Here is a 16,736-nt window from a genome sequence, read left to right on the forward strand (position 1 = left end):
TTACTTAACGTAGGCCAGCAGGCTTAAGGAATCGCGCGCCAGAGATTTGCATTTTGTTGCCGTGGGGATGGCAATACCGCTCAAATCTTTGTAGCTGTCTTCACCCAATGCTTTCATGTTCCAGCTATCGTAGTTGCTGAGATCCCATTGATTTTGTTGGGCAAAAAATACCAGAGCGCGTCGGATCTGGCCGTTAGGGAGGTTTTGGTAGCCACAATCATTTTTTAAGAACACAAATACCGCAGTCAGATCGGCCATATCTTCTGCTTCAGACTCACTCAGCGCCAGGCTGCTGGTAGAAAAAGCCAGCAAAATGCCCAGTAATAACGCCCTAACTCCCATCTTCATCACGTCTACCACTTTTTCTCAGATACGAAACGTTAACACAGTTAAATGGGCGTCGACGATATTTATTATGAGCTTAAAACTTGACCTTACCGTTAGGGAAAGGTTTATGCTCGCCGACAAGTATGCCAACTAAAGGAACTGACTATGCATCGCCGTAATTTTTTAAAATATACCGCGGCGCTGGGGGCTTTCAGCGCGCTGCCACTCTGGAGCCGTGCCGCGCTGGCGGCAGATCGTCCGGCGTTGCCTATCCCACCTTTGCTTGCCCCGGATGCTAAAAATAGCATTCGCCTCACCGTAAACGCAGGAAAGAGCGTTTTTGCCGGGAAGTCTGCCACAACCTGGGGCTATAACGGCGCTTTGCTTGGCCCGGCGTTAAAGTTAACGCAAGGGGAAGCGGTCACGGTCGATATTCATAATAGCCTGGCGGAAGAAACCACGTTGCACTGGCATGGGCTTGAGGTCGGCGGGGAAGTTGATGGCGGCCCTCAGGGCGTTATTGCCGCTGGAGCAAAACGCAGCGTCACCTTTACGCCGCAGCAGCGAGCGGCGACCTGTTGGTTCCACCCGCATCAGCATGGCAAAACCGGGCATCAAGTAGCCATGGGGCTTGGTGGTCTGGTACTGATTGAAGACAACGAAAGCGCTCAATTGATGCTGCCGAAGCAGTGGGGCATCGATGATATTCCGCTGATTATTCAAGATAAGCGCTTCGGTAAGAACGGCGAGATTGACTACCAGCTGGACGTCATGAGTGCGGCCGTAGGCTGGTTTGGCGACACGCTGCTGTGTAACGGTGCCGTTTATCCCCAACACACCAATCCGCGCGGCTGGCTGCGCCTGCGTTTGCTTAACGGCTGTAATGCCCGTTCATTGAACATCGCTGCCAGCGACAATCGCCCGCTTTACGTCATCGCCAGCGACGGCGGATTGCTGGCAGAGCCAGTCAAAGTCACAGAGCTGGAAATTCTGATGGGGGAACGGTTTGAGGTGCTGGTTGATACCCGTGACGGCAAGCCATTTGATATCGTCACGCTGCCGGTGAAGCAAATGGGCATGACAGTGGCGCCTTTTGACAAGCCAGCCCCGGTGGTTCGCATCCAGCCGCTGATTATCGCGGCTTCCGGCACGCTGCCGGATAAACTTGTTGACGTACCCGCGCTCCCTTCGCTGGAAGCCGTGACCGAACGCTGGCTGCAACTGATGATGGATCCGATGCTCGACATGATGGGCATGCAGGCACTGATGGACAAATACGGCATGCAGGCCATGGCGGGCATGTCGATGGACGGCCACGGTGATATGGGCGCAATGGGCCATGGCAACATGAAGAACATGGACCACGGCAGCATGGGGAGTATGAATCACGGCGGCATGAGCCACGGATTTGATTTCCACAATGCCAACAAAATTAACGGGAAAGCTTTCGATATGGCGACCCCGGCGTTTGCTGCACAAAAGGGGAAATACGAGAAGTGGACGATATCCGGGGAAGGCGACATGATGCTGCACCCGTTCCATATTCACGGCACCCAGTTCCGTATCCTGTCCGAAAATGGTAAACCGGTGGCGGCGCATCGCCAGGGCTGGAAAGACACGGTGAAGGTAGAAGGTGCGCGCAGCGAAGTGCTGGTGAAGTTCGATCATGCTGCACCAAAGGAAGCGGCCTATATGGCGCACTGCCATCTGCTGGAACATGAAGATACCGGGATGATGCTCGGTTTTACCGTCGCATAAAAGAAAGAGCGGGTGGCCTGAGCCACCCGCAATGTTTTATTTTGCGTCGTCCGGCAGAGCGTACGCCACAATATAATCCCCCATCTTCGTACCGAAGGAACCGTGGCCACCTGCGGAAATCACCACATACTGCTTACCGTTAACTTCATACGTCATCGGCGTAGCCTGTCCACCGGCTGGCAGACGCGCTTCCCACAGCTGTTTCCCGTCACGCATATCAAACGCGCGCAGGTAGTTATCTGCGGTGGCACCAATAAACATTACGTTACCGGCGGTGGAGATTGGGCCACCCAGCATTGGCATCCCCATGCGGAATTTCATTGGAATACCGGTTGGGAACGGCATGCTGTCTTCCACGGTGCCAATACGTTTTTTCCACACGATTTCGTTGGTTTTCAGGTCAACACCAGAGATGTAGCCCCAGGCTGGCTGTTTGCACGGCAGGCCGAACGGCGACAGGAACGGGTTGAGCGTAACGCCATACGGCACGCCGTACTGCGGTTGAACGCCGGATTCTGTGCCTGAACCTTTCGCGTCTTTTGGTGGCTCCATTGGGTTACCAGGCCCGCGTGGAATCAATTTGGACACGAACGGCAGCGCCATCGGGTTGGTCATCGCGACCTGGTTATTCGGGTCAACGGAGATCCCGCCCCACTCGAACATGCCCAGGTTGCCCGGGAACACCAGCGTCCCTTTTTCGGAAGGCGGGGTAAAGATGCCTTCATAGCGCATGCTGTGGAACATCACGCGGCAGACCAACTGATCGAACATGGTCGCGCCCCACATATCCGCCCCGCTCAGATCTTTCTTCGGCCGGAAGGTCAGCTCGGAGAATGGCTGGGTAGGGGAAACATGGTCGCCTTTGGCGGCACCTTGCGGCACAGGCTGCTCCGGGGCTGGTACCACTAATTTACCGTCGCGACGGTCCAGCACAAAGATGTTGCCGGTTTTCGCCGGGGCGTAGACAACCGGTACCTTGTTGCCGTTTTTGTCGGTGATATCCGCCAGCGTTGGCTGGGCAGGCATGTCCATATCCCACAGATCGTGGTGGACGGTCTGATAGGACCAGGCCAGCTTACCGGTGGTGGCATTCAACGCCACGATGCTGCTGGCGTAGCGTTCCTGCTCTGGCGTGCGGTTGCCGCCCCAAATGTCTGGCGTGGTCACGCCCATCGGCAGGTAAACCAGGTCCAGTTTTGCGTCATATGCCGCTGGAGCCCACGAGTTCGGCGAGTTCAGCGTGTAATGATGCTCATCATCCGGGATAGCGTTTGGATCTTTCGCGCCAGGGTCAAACGCCCACAGCAGTTTACCGGTATTAACGTCAAAACCACGGATCACGCCGGAAGGCTCACGGGTAGAGAAGTTGTCGGTCACTGCGCCGGCAATCACAATCACCTTGTCGGTGACGATAGGCGGTGAGGTCGGCTCGTACATACCCGGCGTGGTCACCGGCTGGTTGGTCTGCAGGTTCAGAATACCTTTGTTCGCAAAGCTCTCACACAGCTTGCCGGTATCGGCGTTAAGCGCGAACAGGCGGCCATCGTTCACCGGCAGAATGATGCGGCGAGGGCAGTCGGCCACGACATCCGGAGAGGCGTTATCCGCGGTGGCTTCGTGGTAAGAAACGCCACGGCAGGTCACATGCTGGAATGAAGGGTCGGTATTTAACTGAGGGTCAAACTTCCACTTTTCTTTCCCGGTAGAGGCATCCAGCGCGAACAGCTGCTGGTGCGCGGTGCACAGGTAAAGCATGTCGCGGATTTTGATCGGGGTGACTTCGTTGGTGATTTCACCCGGGTCGGTAGCACGCTTAACGTCCCCAGTCTGGAAGCGCCAGGCTTCCTTCAACTGACCCACGTTTTGCGTGGTGATCTGCTTGAGCGGAGAGAAACGCTGCCCTTCCTGATTGCGGCCATAAGCTGGCCAGTCGGCATCAGGAATGGCAGAGTCAGCGGTAGCTGCGGCATTATCCAGATTCAGCGTACCGTTGATCTCCTGAGGGTCGTTAAAGCCCGCCCAGACCAGCACGACGGCGGTAATCAGCAGGGAAACCACCAGCGATGCCGCCGCGCCGCTTGCCGGTATCGCCAGGCGGCGATACACAAACGGCAACAGAAGCCAGACGCCGAAGAAGACAAGCACGTCGCAGCGTGGCGTCAGCGCCCAGAAGTCGAAGCCGACCTCCCAGACGCCCCAGGCCATCGTACACAGCAGCAGTGCCGCGTAGAGCCAAAGCGCAGAAGCTTTGCTCTTCCACAGCAGCCAGGCGACGCCGAGCATCACCAGGCCGGCGATCGGGTAGTACCACGACCCGCCGATAGCCACTAACCATATCCCGCCAAAGAGTAAATAGAGCCCGCAAATTACAGCGAAGAGGGCTGAGAGGGTCACAAATAGTTGCGATCCGGTTTTATTTATTTTCACAATTATCACACTCATAAAGGTTTGATAGCATTTAATTATAGTTATTAACAAGTGTGATGGTTGTCACATTTATGGCTTTTTTTTGAAGTGGGGATGTGAAGGCGATTTGCTGGTATACTCCACGCCTCAATATTTTGTGTTGGCTGCAGGTGAACCAGCATTAAATGATTTGTTTTTAAATCATATGGTTAGAGATATGAAACATACTGTTGAAGTGATGATCCCGGAAGCGGAGATCAAAGCCCGTGTCGCTGAGTTGGGTCGTCAAATCACCGAACACTATCGCGACAGCGGCAGTGATATGGTGCTGGTGGGTCTGCTGCGTGGTTCATTTATGTTTATGGCGGATCTGTGCCGTGAAGTTCAGGTTTCCCATGAAGTCGATTTTATGACCGCATCAAGCTACGGTAGCGGCATGTCCACCACTCGTGATGTGAAGATCCTGAAAGATCTGGACGAAGACATCCGCGGGAAAGATGTGCTGATCGTGGAAGATATTATCGACTCCGGCAACACCCTGAGCAAAGTGCGTGAGATCCTGAGCCTGCGCGAACCAAAATCTCTGGCCATTTGTACACTGCTGGATAAACCGACCCGCCGCGAAGTGAACGTCAACGTTGAATACGTTGGCTTCTCTATTCCGGACGAATTCGTCGTTGGTTACGGCATCGACTATGCCCAGCGTTATCGCCACCTGCCGTTCGTTGGCAAAGTTGTGATGCTCGACGAGTAATCAATCGTCGCACGCTAACATAAAAGGGCCTTAAAAGGCCCTTTTTGCTATCCACTTTTCACGGAATTACTGCGAAGCTGCGCGATTCCGATGGCTATGGTGGGTATTCTTCAGGTTGGCTATGCCGCTGCGGTAACCCTGCTCGAGTGACTCGCGGCTGGTGGCCGTTACCTCAAGGTCGCGCAGGCGGCCGTCGTGAATACCGTAAACCCAGCCGTGAACCGTGACTTTCTGGCCGCGTTTCCAGGCTGACTGCATGATGGTGGAATGGCCGATGTTGTACACCTGCTCCATGACGTTCAGTTCACAGAGCGTATCCATCCGCTGTTCCGGTGCCAGTTCCCCTAAGAGCGAACTATGCTTGAACCACAGGTCGCGGATATGCAGCAGCCAGTTGTTAATTAAGCCCAGCTCCGGGTTTTCGACCGCAGCCTGAACGCCGCCGCAGCCGTAGTGACCGCAGATAATAATGTGCTCAACTTCAAGGACGTCTACGGCGTACTGCACAACGGAAAGGCAATTCAGATCGGTATGAACAACCAGGTTCGCCACGTTACGGTGAACAAAGAGTTCGCCTGGCTCCAGGCCAGTAAGGCGTTCGGCGGGAACACGGCTGTCGGAGCAGCCAATCCAGAGAAAGCGGGGTTTTTGTGCCTGGGCAAGTCTTTCGAAGAAACCGGGGTCTTCCTCAACCAGCATTTTTGACCAAAGTTCATTATTGCTGATAAGGGAATCAATGTCTTTCATGTGAGGTTAACGCCTGTCACCCGAGAAGTGCGATGGGGTAATATAGGGTAACTCAGCAAATTTATAAACAAGTACCGAATAAGGTAAGCGAATACCCATGACAATTGCATTGGAACTGGAACAGTTAACGAAAACCTATCCCGGCGGCGTTCAGGCGCTGCGCGGGATAGATCTTCGTGTTGAGGCGGGCGACTTCTATGCGCTGCTCGGCCCTAACGGTGCGGGAAAATCCACCACCATCGGTATCATCAGCTCGTTGGTGAATAAAACCTCCGGCCGCGTGCGGGTGTTTGGATACGATCTGCAAAAAGACGTGGTCAACGCCAAACGCCAGCTTGGCTTGGTTCCCCAGGAATTCAACTTCAACCCGTTTGAGACGGTGCAGCAGATCGTCGTGCATCAGGCAGGCTACTACGGCGTTGAGCGTAGTGAAGCGATAGCCCGGAGCGAAAAGTATTTAAAACAGCTCGATCTGTGGGAAAAACGCAACGAACGTGCGCGTATGTTATCCGGGGGGATGAAGCGCCGCCTGATGATTGCCCGTGCGTTGATGCATGAACCTAAGTTGCTGATTCTGGATGAACCAACCGCTGGCGTAGACATTGAACTGCGCCGTTCTATGTGGGGCTTCCTGAAAGATCTCAACGACAAAGGCACTACTATTATTCTGACTACCCACTATCTGGAAGAAGCCGAAATGCTGTGCCGCAACATCGGTATTATCCAGCGCGGTGAATTGGTAGAGAACACGTCGATGAAATCGCTGCTTTCCAAGCTGAAATCAGAAACCTTCATCCTGGATCTGGCACCGAAGAGCCCACTACCTAAGCTGGATGGCTATCAGTATCGGTTGGTGGATACCTCCACGCTAGAAGTTGAAGTTCTGCGTGAGCAGGGGATTAACAGCGTGTTTAGCCAGCTAAGCGCGCAGGGAATTCAGGTGCAGAGTATGCGTAACAAAGCTAACCGTCTCGAAGAGTTGTTCGTGACGTTGGTAAACGGTAAACAAGGGGATCAGGCATGATGCAGCTGTACTGGGTGGCGCTGAAAAGCATCTGGACCAAAGAGGTTCACCGCTTCGCCCGTATCTGGATCCAGACGCTGGTTCCGCCGGTCATCACCATGACCCTGTATTTCATTATCTTCGGTAACCTGATTGGCTCGCGTATCGGCGAAATGCATGGCTTCACCTATATGCAGTTCATCGTGCCGGGCCTGATCATGATGGCGGTGATCACCAACGCCTATGCCAACGTCGCTTCCTCATTCTTCAGCGCGAAGTTCCAGCGTAACATTGAAGAGCTGCTGGTGGCGCCGGTACCTACGCATGTGATCATCGCAGGCTATGTTGGCGGCGGCGTCGCGCGTGGTCTGTGCGTGGGCATTCTGGTCACGGCGGTGTCGCTGTTCTTCGTCCCGTTCCAGGTGCATTCCTGGCTGTTCGTGGCGCTGACGCTGGTGCTGACGGCTATTCTGTTCTCGCTGGCCGGTCTGCTGAACGCCGTCTTTGCCAAAACGTTCGATGATATCAGCCTGATCCCGACCTTTGTGCTGACGCCGCTGACCTATCTCGGCGGGGTGTTTTATTCCCTGACCCTGCTGCCGCCGTTCTGGCAGGCGCTCTCGCACCTGAACCCGATCGTCTACATGATTAGCGGCTTCCGTTTTGGTTTCCTGGGCATTACCGATGTGCCATTGGTAACTACCGTCGGCGTACTAGTAATCTTTATTGCCGTGTTTTACCTGCTGTGCTGGTATCTCATCCAGCGCGGCCGTGGACTCCGAACCTAATCGTTTCTGATTAAATCCCCCCTTTTCAGGGGGATTTTTTTACGCCAAATTGATACGCATCAGGCTACTTATTCAGCGTTCTGGCACACTGTCGCTCCGTAAACAGGAGAGATTTTATGCTTGGCTGGGTCATTGCCGGACACGACGACTACGCACAAAAGATACTGGATGCTCTCGAACAGCGCTTTGGCCCACAGCCTCAGTGCTGCGCGGTGAATTTCTGGCGCGGGTTAAGCACCAATATGCTCAGCCGGATGATGTGTGATGCCCTTCACCACTGTGACTCGGGCGACGGCGTGATCTTTCTGACCGATATCAGCGGGGCGGAACCTTACCGGGCGGCGGCATTGATGAACCATAAGCATGAGCATTGCGAAGTTATCGCCGGGGTAACGCTGCCGCTGCTTTTAGCGATGCGTGAACAGCGGGAAAATATCTCCAGCGAAGCTTTTCGGCTGCTTATTGTGGAGCAGGGCGGGGATGCGGTGACCAGCCTTTGGCATCAGCAGCAAAAGAACCCGCCGTTTGTATTGCTGCACAAATATTAAGGGTATCTATTTGTTCGGGGTTGGTATTCACCCGTCTTTTGCTAAACTAATGACTTCCTTCTGTCTTTCCGACAAAAAACTGATTAATTCGCCATGTTAACTCGCCTTGTTTATTGCGTCATGCTGGTCATCAGCATCGGAACTGCCCAGGCAAGCCTGCTCAGTAGCCATGACACCCCCGCCCAGTATATGCAAACCACCGAAGATGCCGATATTTGGGCGCAGGTTGGTGATAATGTGATTTCCGTAGGCCGTATCGGCCAGGGGCAAATCCTGGCGGTGGTGCCGACGCCCGCAGACTACTACGAGTTTAATTTCGGCTTCGGTACCGGGTTTATCGACAAGGCGCATCTTGGCCCGGTAAAAGGCAAGCAGCGAGTGGAAGACCGGCTGGGCGATCTCAACAATCCGTTGAGTAACCAAAACTTGATCACCTTCCGCGACGTGGCTATTTATAGCGAGCCGGCAACGTCGTCAGCGGTGTTCGGCACGCTGGCAGATAACCTGCGTTACCCGATCATCGGCAAACTCAAAGATCGCCTGAACCAGACCTGGTACCAAATCCGCATCGGTAACCGCCTGGGCTACATCAGCAGTCTGGACGCGCAGCCGGATAACGGCATTCCGGTTCTGACCTATCACCATATTCTGCGTGATGAGGAAAATACGCGTTTCCGCCATACGTCGACGACAACCTCGGTGGTGGCGTTCAGCAACCAGATGACCTGGCTGCGTGATATGGGCTACACCACGCTGACGATGTATCAGCTGGAAGGTTACCTGCGTAACCGTATGAACCTCCCGGCTCGCTCGGTGGTGATCACCTTTGATGACGGGTTGAAATCAGTCTATCGCTACGCGTTCCCGATTCTGAAACAGTACGGCTTTAAAGCGACGGCTTACATTATCTCGTCGCGCATTAAGCGCCATCCACAGCCGTGGAATCCAAAGTCTCTGCAGTTTATGAGTATTTCTGAGCTGGAGGCGATTCAGAGCGTGTTCGATATTCAGTCACACACGCATTTTTTGCATCGCGTGGATAACTACCGCCGCCCGATTCTTCTGAGCCGCAGCTACCACAATATCCTGTTTGATTTTGAGCACTCGCGCCGCGCGCTGTCGCAGTTTAATCCGCACGTGCTTTACCTGTCTTATCCGTTTGGCGGCTATAACGATGTTGCGGTGAAAGCGGCCAACGACGCAGGGTTCCATATGGCGGTAACCACGGTACGTGGGAAGGTGAAACCGGGAGATAATCCGTTCCTGCTGAAGCGGCTTTATATTATGAGGACGGATTCGCTGGAGACGATGTCGAGGACAATTACTAATCAGCCTGAGTCGTAAGCTAACCAATTCCCTCTCCCGAGTGGGGAGAGGGGCGGTTGTTACGCGACCTGAACCGGCACGGCTTTTGCGAGACGTTTCATCTCATTCTCACCGTCAAAGTAGGCCACTTTTGGCTGCCAGCTGCGAGCTTGCTCATCTGGCATAGTGACGTAGCTGGCGATAATCAGGATGTCGCCGACGTCAGCGCAGTGTGCCGCCGCGCCGTTGACGGAGATGATTTTAGAGCCGCGTTCACCGGCGATAGCGTAGGTAGAAAAACGCTTCCCGTTGGTGACGTTGTAAATGTCGATGGCTTCATATTCCAGAATGCCTGCCGCCTCAAGGAAGTCCTGATCGATGGCGCAGGAGCCTTCGTAATGCAAGTCCGCCTGAGTCACTTTGACGCGGTGTAACTTGCCTTGCAGCATGGTGCGAATCATAAACTTGAACCTTTGTTACTGGGCTTAAAAAGCGCGGATATCACCCGCGCCGTGGATATTCGAGGCAGTATTGCCCTTTTTATTTGGGCTGTCTACTGCGCCAGATCGACGGTGACGTTATCAATCAGTCGGGCCTGACCGAGCCAGGCCGCCATCAGGATCACCGCACGTTTGCTTTCCGCTGACAGCTCCAACAATGTGTCGGCATCGCGGATTTGCAGGTCATCAGAACGGAAACCTTTTTCGTTCAGTTCTGTAGCCGCGAGAATCAGCATCTCTTCGGTATCCCGGTCGCCGCCGCGCAGTTTATCAGCCAGGCCGTTCATTACCTTGCTTAATCCCGGGGCGATTTTACGCTGATCTGCGGTCAGGTAACCATTACGCGAGCTGAGCGCCAGGCCGTCTTTAGCGCGCACGGTCGGCACGCCAATAATCTCAATATCGTAACCCATATCGGCGACCATTTTGCGGATCAGCGCTAGCTGCTGATAATCCTTCTGGCCAAAACAGGCGACGTCGGGCTGCACGAGGTTGAACAGTTTGCTGACGATGGTGGATACGCCACGGAAATGCCCTGGGCGGCTGGCGCCTTCCAGCATGGTGGAGATGCCTGGCACATCCACAAAGGTTTGCGTGTCGAGACCCTGAGGGTAAACGTCAACCGGCGCCGGGGCAAAGACCATATCCACCTTGCGGCGATTCAACTTTTCGCAATCTTCCTGCAGAGTGCGCGGGTAGCGGGCTAAGTCGTCCGGCCTGTCAAACTGCATCGGGTTAACGAAAATACTGACCACGACCACATCAGCAACGGCTTTGGCTTCTTCTACCAGCGTCATGTGCCCATCGTGCAGGTTGCCCATGGTCGGCACCAGAGCAATGCGCTTGCCTTCCTGGCGCCAGCGGCGAATCTGCTGACGCAGCAGCGGTAACGTTTCGATAATCAGCACAACCTGTCTCCTGTCAGTAAAAACTGTGTTCGTTGCCCGGGTAACTGCCGGATTCGACTTCACTAATGTACTGGCGCACCGCGGCGCGAATATCGCCGGTCTCAGCAAGGAAATTCTTCGCAAACTTAGGAATGTGGCCGCCGGTTATCCCGAAGGCATCATGCATGACCAGAATTTGCCCGTCCGTGACATTGCCCGCGCCGATGCCAATCACCGGGATAGAAAGCGCTTCGGTTACGCGCTTAGCCAGCTCAACGGGAACACATTCCAGCACCAGCAGTTGGGCACCTGCGGCCTCGAGCGCTAAAGCATCGTCCAGCAGCGTTTGCGCGGCCTGCTCGTCACGACCCTGAACTTTGTAGCCGCCAAAAATATTGACCGACTGCGGCGTTAACCCCAAATGCCCACAAACTGGAACGGCGCGCTCCGTCAGCATTTTCACCGTATCAGCCAGCCAGCGCCCGCCTTCGATTTTCACCATGTTAGCCCCGGCTCGCATCACCTCTGCGGAGTTGGCAAACGCCTGCTCCGGCGTGGCGTAGGCCATAAACGGCAGGTCGGCCAGCAGCAGGCAGTTTGGTGCGCCGCGGCGAACAGCGCGAGTGTGGTAGGCAATGTCTGCCACCGTGACCGGCAGCGTAGAGTCGTGGCCCTGCACCGTCATGCCCAGCGAATCGCCAACCAGCAAAACGCCGACGCCTTCGTCTGCAAACAGCTTAGCGAAGCTAAAGTCATAGGCGGTAAGGGTGGCGAATTTCTTGTTGTCCTGCTTGAGCTTACGCAGGGTGGAGGTGGTAGTGGGTTTCATCATCATCCCCGGAGAAAGGTTAGAACAGGATACGGGCGCGCTGTTTACCAGCGAGTAATGCCCTCCTGGGAGAGGCTAGCCAGTATCGCGGCAACAGACTGCCCGTCGGGAAAGCGGCATTCCGGTGCTATTTCCAGTAGAGGAACCAGCATAAACGCGCGGTTCTTCATGTCGTAATGAGGCACGGTCAGGCGTTCGGTGTGCATCACCTTATCGCCAAACAGCATAAGATCGAGATCTAACGTCCGCGGCCCCCAGCGCTCAGCTTTGCGCACGCGGCCATGCTCCAGTTCAATACGCTGAGTATGATCCAGAAGAGCTTCGGCAGACAGGTCGGTGTCCAGCACCACGGCAGCATTCAGATAATCTGGTTGATCCTGCGGGCCAAGCGGGGGAGTGCGGTAAAACGAAGAAGTGGCCACCATTCGGCTTTGTGGAATGGCGGCCAGGGCGTCAAGGGCAGATGAAACCTGCTCCAGCGGCGACGCCTGGTTACTGCCCAGCGCGATATACGCGAGGGTCATGAATTACCTTCACGGCGTGGCGCGCGTTTGCGCGGGCGACGCGTGCGGCGGCGTGCGGCAGGCTCATCGCCAAGGTCGTTCAGCATATCTTTTTGCATTGGCGGCGCAGCCACCTGGAACTCGCCCCACCATTTGGTCAGACGCAGCAGTTCCTGGTTGTTCTCGACTTCCGCGCGGAGCGCCAGCAGGTCGTAAGACGCCCGGAACTTAGGATGCTCCATCAGCTTCCAGGCGCGTTTACCCTGGCGGCGGGACAGGCGAAGCTGCAGACCCCAGATGTCACGCACCAGCGTAGTAATACGTTTTGGAATCGCCAGCGCGCGGCAGGCTTCATCCAGTACTTCATTCATCGCCAATGCAAAGGCGTCGTAGTAAGCGAGGCCGCTTTCCTGGGCGATTTTTTGCGCCATTTCCAACTGTGGATACCAGAACATTGCCGCAAACAGGAACGCCGGGTTCACGCGCATATCGTTGTGAATGCGGGTATCGGTGTTCTTCAGTACCAGCGCAATAATGCGCTCCATTGGGCTGTCGCCCTGCTCGGTGAAGTAGCGGGTGATGATCGGGAACAGCGGCTGGAAGAGCTGATATTCACGCAGCAGCTGGTAGGTTTCAAACCCGTATCCGGCCTGCAGAAGCTTGAGCGACTCTTCGAATAGACGCGCCGGGGGCACATCGTTAAGCAGCGTGGCGAGGCGGGGAATCGGTTCGCCAGTTTCCGGGCTGATGGTCATATCCAGCTTGGCGGCAAAGCGCACGGCGCGCAGCATTCGCACCGGATCTTCGCGGTAGCGCGTTTCCGGGTCGCCAATCAGACGAATAATGCCTTTGTTCAGATCGTTCAGGCCGCCGACGTAATCCCGCACGGAGAAATCGGCCACGCTGTAATAAAGACTGTTGATAGTGAAGTCACGACGCTGGGCATCTTCTTCGATAGAACCAAAGATGTTATCACGCAGCAGCATGCCGTTCTGGCCACGCTGCGAGGTCTGACGGTCGGCAGACTGCTGCTCTTCATGATGGCCGCGGAAGGTGGCCACTTCGATGATTTCAGGCCCGAACATGACGTGAGCCAGGCGGAAACGGCGGCCAACCAGGCGGCAGTTACGGAACAGTTTGCGAACTTGTTCCGGCGTCGCGCTGGTGGTGACGTCGAAATCTTTCGGTTTTTTGCCCAGCAGCAGGTCGCGGACGCCGCCGCCGACGAGGTAGGCCTCGTAGCCTGCTTTGTTTAAACGGTAGAGCACCTTGAGGGCATTTTCACTGATATCTTTGCGGGAAATAGCGTGCTGGTCACGCGGGATAACAGTAATGTGCGGGAGAGTTTCGGTCTCCTCGACCACGACGTCATCGCGGTTAAGCACCTTGCGGCAAAAATTAGCGACTCGGGTAAAAATAGTCCACCTCGGCAGTGTCAATCATAGGGACAAAAAAAACAGCGGCTAATCATAGCTCAGTGTGGGGCATTTGAGAATGATGTATTCACCGGCACACTATTAAGCGACCAGTTCATGACGGCTTGCTCAAGCAACCTTTCCAGCGTCAGATCCTGCCAGCCGTCCGCTACTTGTTGATTTAAAAAGCGCAATGCGTCCGCCAGCAGCGGGCGAGGATCGCCCTGCGGCAGCGCGGGCGCGTGATTCTGCTTCGAAAGCTTAGAACCCTGCTCGTTGAGCGCCAGCGGCAGATGAATATAGCCGGGGGCGGGCCAGCCAAGCTGCTGGTATAGCGAGATTTGCCGCACCGTCGGCTCAATCAAATCTGCACCCCGCACGATCTCCGTCACGCCCTGGAAATGGTCATCCACGACGACAGCAAGATTATAGGCGAACAGACCGTCACGACGGTGAATGATGAAATCTTCCCGCGCCAAAACTTCATCAGCATGCAATTGCCCGCGCAGGCCGTCCTGGAAACTCAGCACCGGGTTGTTCTGCACCAGACGCATCGCGGCGTTTTGCGGCCCGTTGCCAAGGGTTCTGCAATGCCCATCGTAGAAACCGCCGATCTGCTGAATACGGCTGCGGGTGCAGGTGCAGTAATAGCTCAGTCCCTGCTGCTGCAGCCAGGCCAGCGCGGCACGATAGGCTTCATGGCGGTGAGATTGCCATAGCACGTCGCCATCCCAGTGCAGGCCGTAATGCTCAAGCTGCTTGAGGATAGTGTCGGCGGCGCCGGGGACTTCGCGAGGAGGATCGATATCTTCGATGCGTACCAGCCAGCGGCCCTGTTGAGCGCGAGCCTGAAGGTAGCTGCCGAGAGCGGCAATCAGTGAGCCAAAATGCAGTTCCCCGGAAGGTGAGGGGGCAAAACGGCCAATGTAGAGTTGAGCTGACATTTTTTGGGGTGTAATAAAGTAATATGGCGGGAGAGTCTCCCGCCATAGAGGTTTGGCATTTCCGAGGGCCGTTAGCCGGCCATCTGTTTTTCGCGGATTTCTGCCAACGTTTTGCAGTCGATACACAAATCAGCGGTCGGACGTGCTTCAAGGCGACGAATGCCGATTTCTACACCGCAGGATTCGCAGTAGCCGAAATCTTCGTCTTCCACTTTCTTGAGCGTTTTTTCGATCTTTTTGATCAGTTTGCGTTCACGATCGCGGTTACGCAGTTCGAGGCTGAACTCTTCTTCCTGGGCAGCACGGTCTACCGGATCCGGGAAGTTAGCAGCTTCATCCTGCATGTGCGAAACGGTGCGATCTACCTCGTCCCTGAGCTGATTACGCCATGCTTCAAGAATAAGCTTGAAGTGCGACAGCTGGGCTTCGTTCATGTACTCTTCGCCCGTTTTCTCCTGGTATGGCTCCACCCCAGCGATGGCGAGAATACTCAGGGACGACGTTTTACGCTTTTGCCCTTCTTGCATGTTGCTTCTCCTTAACACGCACTTATCGGTCCCCTGTCGGGGTAAAATCAGGCCGCTATAAATAGCAGATGCTTTTCAGGTTGGCAATTATATAAAACTCCTCTCTTGACAACCGTGTGAAGAAAAGCTTATTTGCGAAACGACCCGACTATAAAAAAGACAATACGTTATCTGCCCTTAACCAGATGCTGATTATAAATAGACAGGCAACGGCGTAGTTAGAGTCATCCTCTCGGCAGAAAGTTCTGCTTTCCAGGCGATAATTTCAACCCCACACTGCTGTGCCTCGGTTAACAGCCGCGCATACTTCTCATCAATGTGGCGGGCTGGCGAGACGCTATTTATAGCAGAATGTAAAACCGCAAACAGTAGCACCGCGCGCTCTCCTTGCTGAACCACATTCATCAACTCTCTCAAATGCTTTTGGCCCCGCAGGCTAACGGCATCGGGAAAATAGCCTTTATCCTGCTCGAGCAACGTGACTGATTTCACTTCAATATAGCAGTTAACCTTGTTACTCGCTTGTAACATAAAGTCAATTCTGCTGCGTTCTTCACCGTATTTTACTTCGGCCTGAAGGCTGTCATAGCCTGACAGTTCTGCCGGCGGCGAAGCTGTCAGCATCTCTCTGACCAGAGTGTTCGCGCGTAACGTATTAACGCAAATTATCTCACCCTTTTGTGTTTGAGTAAGCTCCCAGGTATGGGGGTATTTGCGCGTTGGGCTGGCCGATGTGGAATACCAGACCGTGTCGCCCGGCGTGGCGCAGCCTGTCATTGCTCCGGTATTGGGGCAATGCAGCGTCATGGTTTCGCCCTCGGCGGTCACAACGTCCGCCAGAAAGCGTTTATAGCGTTTAATCAGCGTGGCGGACTGCAGCGCGGGTGAAAACTCCATCTACTCTTCCTTATTAGTCAGTGGCCAGTGTTCCAGTGCCTGATAGCGAGTTCTGCCCTGTTCAAAAACGGACTCGTACAGCGAAAATTCATTCACCTGAAATTGCCAGCTAAAGCCCGGCGCGGGGATTGCCACGGAACGTATGGCATTGCGATAAAGCGTCACGTGGGGGTGAAACGGCTGCGGAGACTGATAGCAGCCGCTGCGTGCGGCCTGGGAACGTAGCATATTGGCCAGTTGCAGCAAGCCGCGCGGAGCATGGCGTGGTCCCAACCAGACGACGCTTGAACGCAGCCATTGTCCGGCATCGTCCAGGCGCAGCGTGAAGCCAGGCTGGCTAATTCTTCCGGCAAGGCGGCACAAGGCCTGGCGTTTTTCGTCGGAGACCTCCCCTAAAAAAGCCAGCGTGAGGTGCAGATTGGCCGCGGCTACCGGCCGGCCAGCATCCGCCGGGAACTGGGCGGCTCGCCAGTGAATGATTTGCTGCTGAACCTCGGACGGTAACGTCAGGGCAAAAAACAGGCGTCGATTTTCGGCCATGGTTGTCTCTCGGTTATGGTTTGGCGGGATGCTACAATGCGCGACTGCCGATGTTAAC

The 16,736-nt window shown here is 55.0% G+C and carries 18 protein-coding genes; 6 read left to right on the plus strand and 12 right to left on the minus strand.

Annotated elements, in window-relative coordinates:
* Positions 1 to 348, minus strand: a complete 348-nt coding sequence (locus B9Y90_RS17115; protein WP_008461833.1) for a YacC family pilotin-like protein — start codon at positions 346 to 348, stop codon at positions 1 to 3.
* Positions 349 to 492: 144 nt separating this feature from the next.
* Between B9Y90_RS17115 and cueO the strand changes: the two genes are divergently transcribed.
* Positions 493 to 2,085, plus strand: coding sequence for a multicopper oxidase CueO (cueO, locus tag B9Y90_RS17120; protein ID WP_085541984.1), 1,593 nt, complete (start codon positions 493 to 495; stop codon positions 2,083 to 2,085).
* Positions 2,086 to 2,121: 36 nt separating this feature from the next.
* On the opposite strand, the gene B9Y90_RS17125 is transcribed toward cueO, so the two are convergent.
* Positions 2,122 to 4,527 (minus strand): glucose/quinate/shikimate family membrane-bound PQQ-dependent dehydrogenase, encoded by a 2,406-nt coding sequence (locus B9Y90_RS17125; protein ID WP_085541985.1) that lies wholly within the window; start codon positions 4,525 to 4,527, stop codon positions 2,122 to 2,124.
* A 181-nt stretch (positions 4,528 to 4,708) separates the two neighbouring features.
* Between B9Y90_RS17125 and hpt the strand changes: the two genes are divergently transcribed.
* Complete coding sequence (gene hpt, locus B9Y90_RS17130) at positions 4,709 to 5,245, plus strand: hypoxanthine phosphoribosyltransferase (RefSeq protein ID WP_008461837.1); 537 nt, start codon at positions 4,709 to 4,711, stop codon at positions 5,243 to 5,245.
* Between the two features lie 66 nt (positions 5,246 to 5,311).
* Here the strand turns inward: hpt and can are convergent, their stop codons facing one another.
* On the minus strand, positions 5,312 to 5,992 hold the full coding sequence (gene can, locus B9Y90_RS17135) for a carbonate dehydratase (protein ID WP_008461838.1): 681 nt from the start codon (positions 5,990 to 5,992) through the stop codon (positions 5,312 to 5,314).
* A 97-nt stretch (positions 5,993 to 6,089) separates the two neighbouring features.
* Here can and B9Y90_RS17140 point away from each other — a divergent pair, with 97 nt between their 5' ends.
* The 4 genes from B9Y90_RS17140 (at position 6,090) to B9Y90_RS17155 (ending at position 9,675) form a co-directional block, all read left to right on the plus strand.
* Positions 6,090 to 7,016, plus strand: a complete 927-nt coding sequence (locus B9Y90_RS17140; RefSeq protein ID WP_008461839.1) for an ABC transporter ATP-binding protein — start codon at positions 6,090 to 6,092, stop codon at positions 7,014 to 7,016.
* A complete protein-coding gene (locus B9Y90_RS17145; protein WP_039290350.1) occupies positions 7,013 to 7,783 on the plus strand; it encodes an ABC transporter permease in 771 nt (256 codons plus the stop codon). The genes B9Y90_RS17140 and B9Y90_RS17145 overlap by 4 nt, the downstream gene beginning before the upstream one ends.
* Before the next feature lie 116 nt (positions 7,784 to 7,899).
* A complete protein-coding gene (locus B9Y90_RS17150; protein ID WP_039290353.1) occupies positions 7,900 to 8,331 on the plus strand; it encodes a PTS sugar transporter subunit IIA in 432 nt (143 codons plus the stop codon).
* Positions 8,332 to 8,424: 93 nt separating this feature from the next.
* Positions 8,425 to 9,675, plus strand: coding sequence for a polysaccharide deacetylase family protein (locus B9Y90_RS17155; protein ID WP_085541986.1), 1,251 nt, complete (start codon positions 8,425 to 8,427; stop codon positions 9,673 to 9,675).
* A 41-nt stretch (positions 9,676 to 9,716) separates the two neighbouring features.
* Here B9Y90_RS17155 and panD read toward each other — a convergent pair whose 3' ends face one another.
* From panD to thpR, 9 genes are all read right to left on the minus strand, one after another.
* Positions 9,717 to 10,097, minus strand: a complete 381-nt coding sequence (gene panD, locus B9Y90_RS17160; RefSeq protein ID WP_008461846.1) for an aspartate 1-decarboxylase — start codon at positions 10,095 to 10,097, stop codon at positions 9,717 to 9,719.
* A 92-nt stretch (positions 10,098 to 10,189) separates the two neighbouring features.
* Positions 10,190 to 11,044 carry a pantoate--beta-alanine ligase gene (panC, locus tag B9Y90_RS17165; protein ID WP_085541987.1) on the minus strand — a complete coding sequence of 285 codons (855 nt, stop codon included), beginning with the start codon at positions 11,042 to 11,044 and terminating at the stop codon, positions 10,190 to 10,192.
* 13 nt (positions 11,045 to 11,057) lie between these two features.
* Positions 11,058 to 11,852 carry a 3-methyl-2-oxobutanoate hydroxymethyltransferase gene (panB, locus tag B9Y90_RS17170; protein ID WP_039290361.1) on the minus strand — a complete coding sequence of 265 codons (795 nt, stop codon included), beginning with the start codon at positions 11,850 to 11,852 and terminating at the stop codon, positions 11,058 to 11,060.
* 44 nt (positions 11,853 to 11,896) lie between these two features.
* Positions 11,897 to 12,376: a 2-amino-4-hydroxy-6-hydroxymethyldihydropteridine diphosphokinase gene (folK, locus tag B9Y90_RS17175; protein WP_085541988.1), complete on the minus strand. Its 480-nt coding sequence runs from the start codon at positions 12,374 to 12,376 to the stop codon at positions 11,897 to 11,899.
* A complete protein-coding gene (pcnB, locus tag B9Y90_RS17180) occupies positions 12,373 to 13,773 on the minus strand; it encodes a polynucleotide adenylyltransferase PcnB (protein ID WP_217808987.1) in 1,401 nt (466 codons plus the stop codon). Before pcnB ends, folK begins: the two co-directional genes overlap by 4 nt.
* 56 nt (positions 13,774 to 13,829) lie before the next feature.
* Entirely contained in the window at positions 13,830 to 14,714 is an 885-nt protein-coding gene (gene gluQRS / locus B9Y90_RS17185; protein WP_085541989.1) for a tRNA glutamyl-Q(34) synthetase GluQRS, read from the minus strand.
* Between the two features lie 71 nt (positions 14,715 to 14,785).
* Positions 14,786 to 15,241 carry an RNA polymerase-binding protein DksA gene (gene dksA / locus B9Y90_RS17190; protein WP_008460361.1) on the minus strand — a complete coding sequence of 152 codons (456 nt, stop codon included), beginning with the start codon at positions 15,239 to 15,241 and terminating at the stop codon, positions 14,786 to 14,788.
* A gap of 192 nt (positions 15,242 to 15,433) precedes the next feature.
* The gene (gene sfsA / locus B9Y90_RS17195) at positions 15,434 to 16,138 is read right to left on the minus strand and encodes a DNA/RNA nuclease SfsA (protein ID WP_085541990.1); all 705 of its coding nucleotides are present in this window, start codon (positions 16,136 to 16,138) and stop codon (positions 15,434 to 15,436) included.
* The gene (thpR, locus tag B9Y90_RS17200) at positions 16,139 to 16,678 is read right to left on the minus strand and encodes an RNA 2',3'-cyclic phosphodiesterase (RefSeq protein WP_085541991.1); all 540 of its coding nucleotides are present in this window, start codon (positions 16,676 to 16,678) and stop codon (positions 16,139 to 16,141) included.
* Positions 16,679 to 16,736 lie beyond the last annotated feature (58 nt).

This window comes from Cedecea sp. NFIX57 (assembly GCF_900177785.1).
Taxonomy (GTDB): Bacteria; Pseudomonadota; Gammaproteobacteria; order Enterobacterales; family Enterobacteriaceae; genus Cedecea; species Cedecea neteri_C.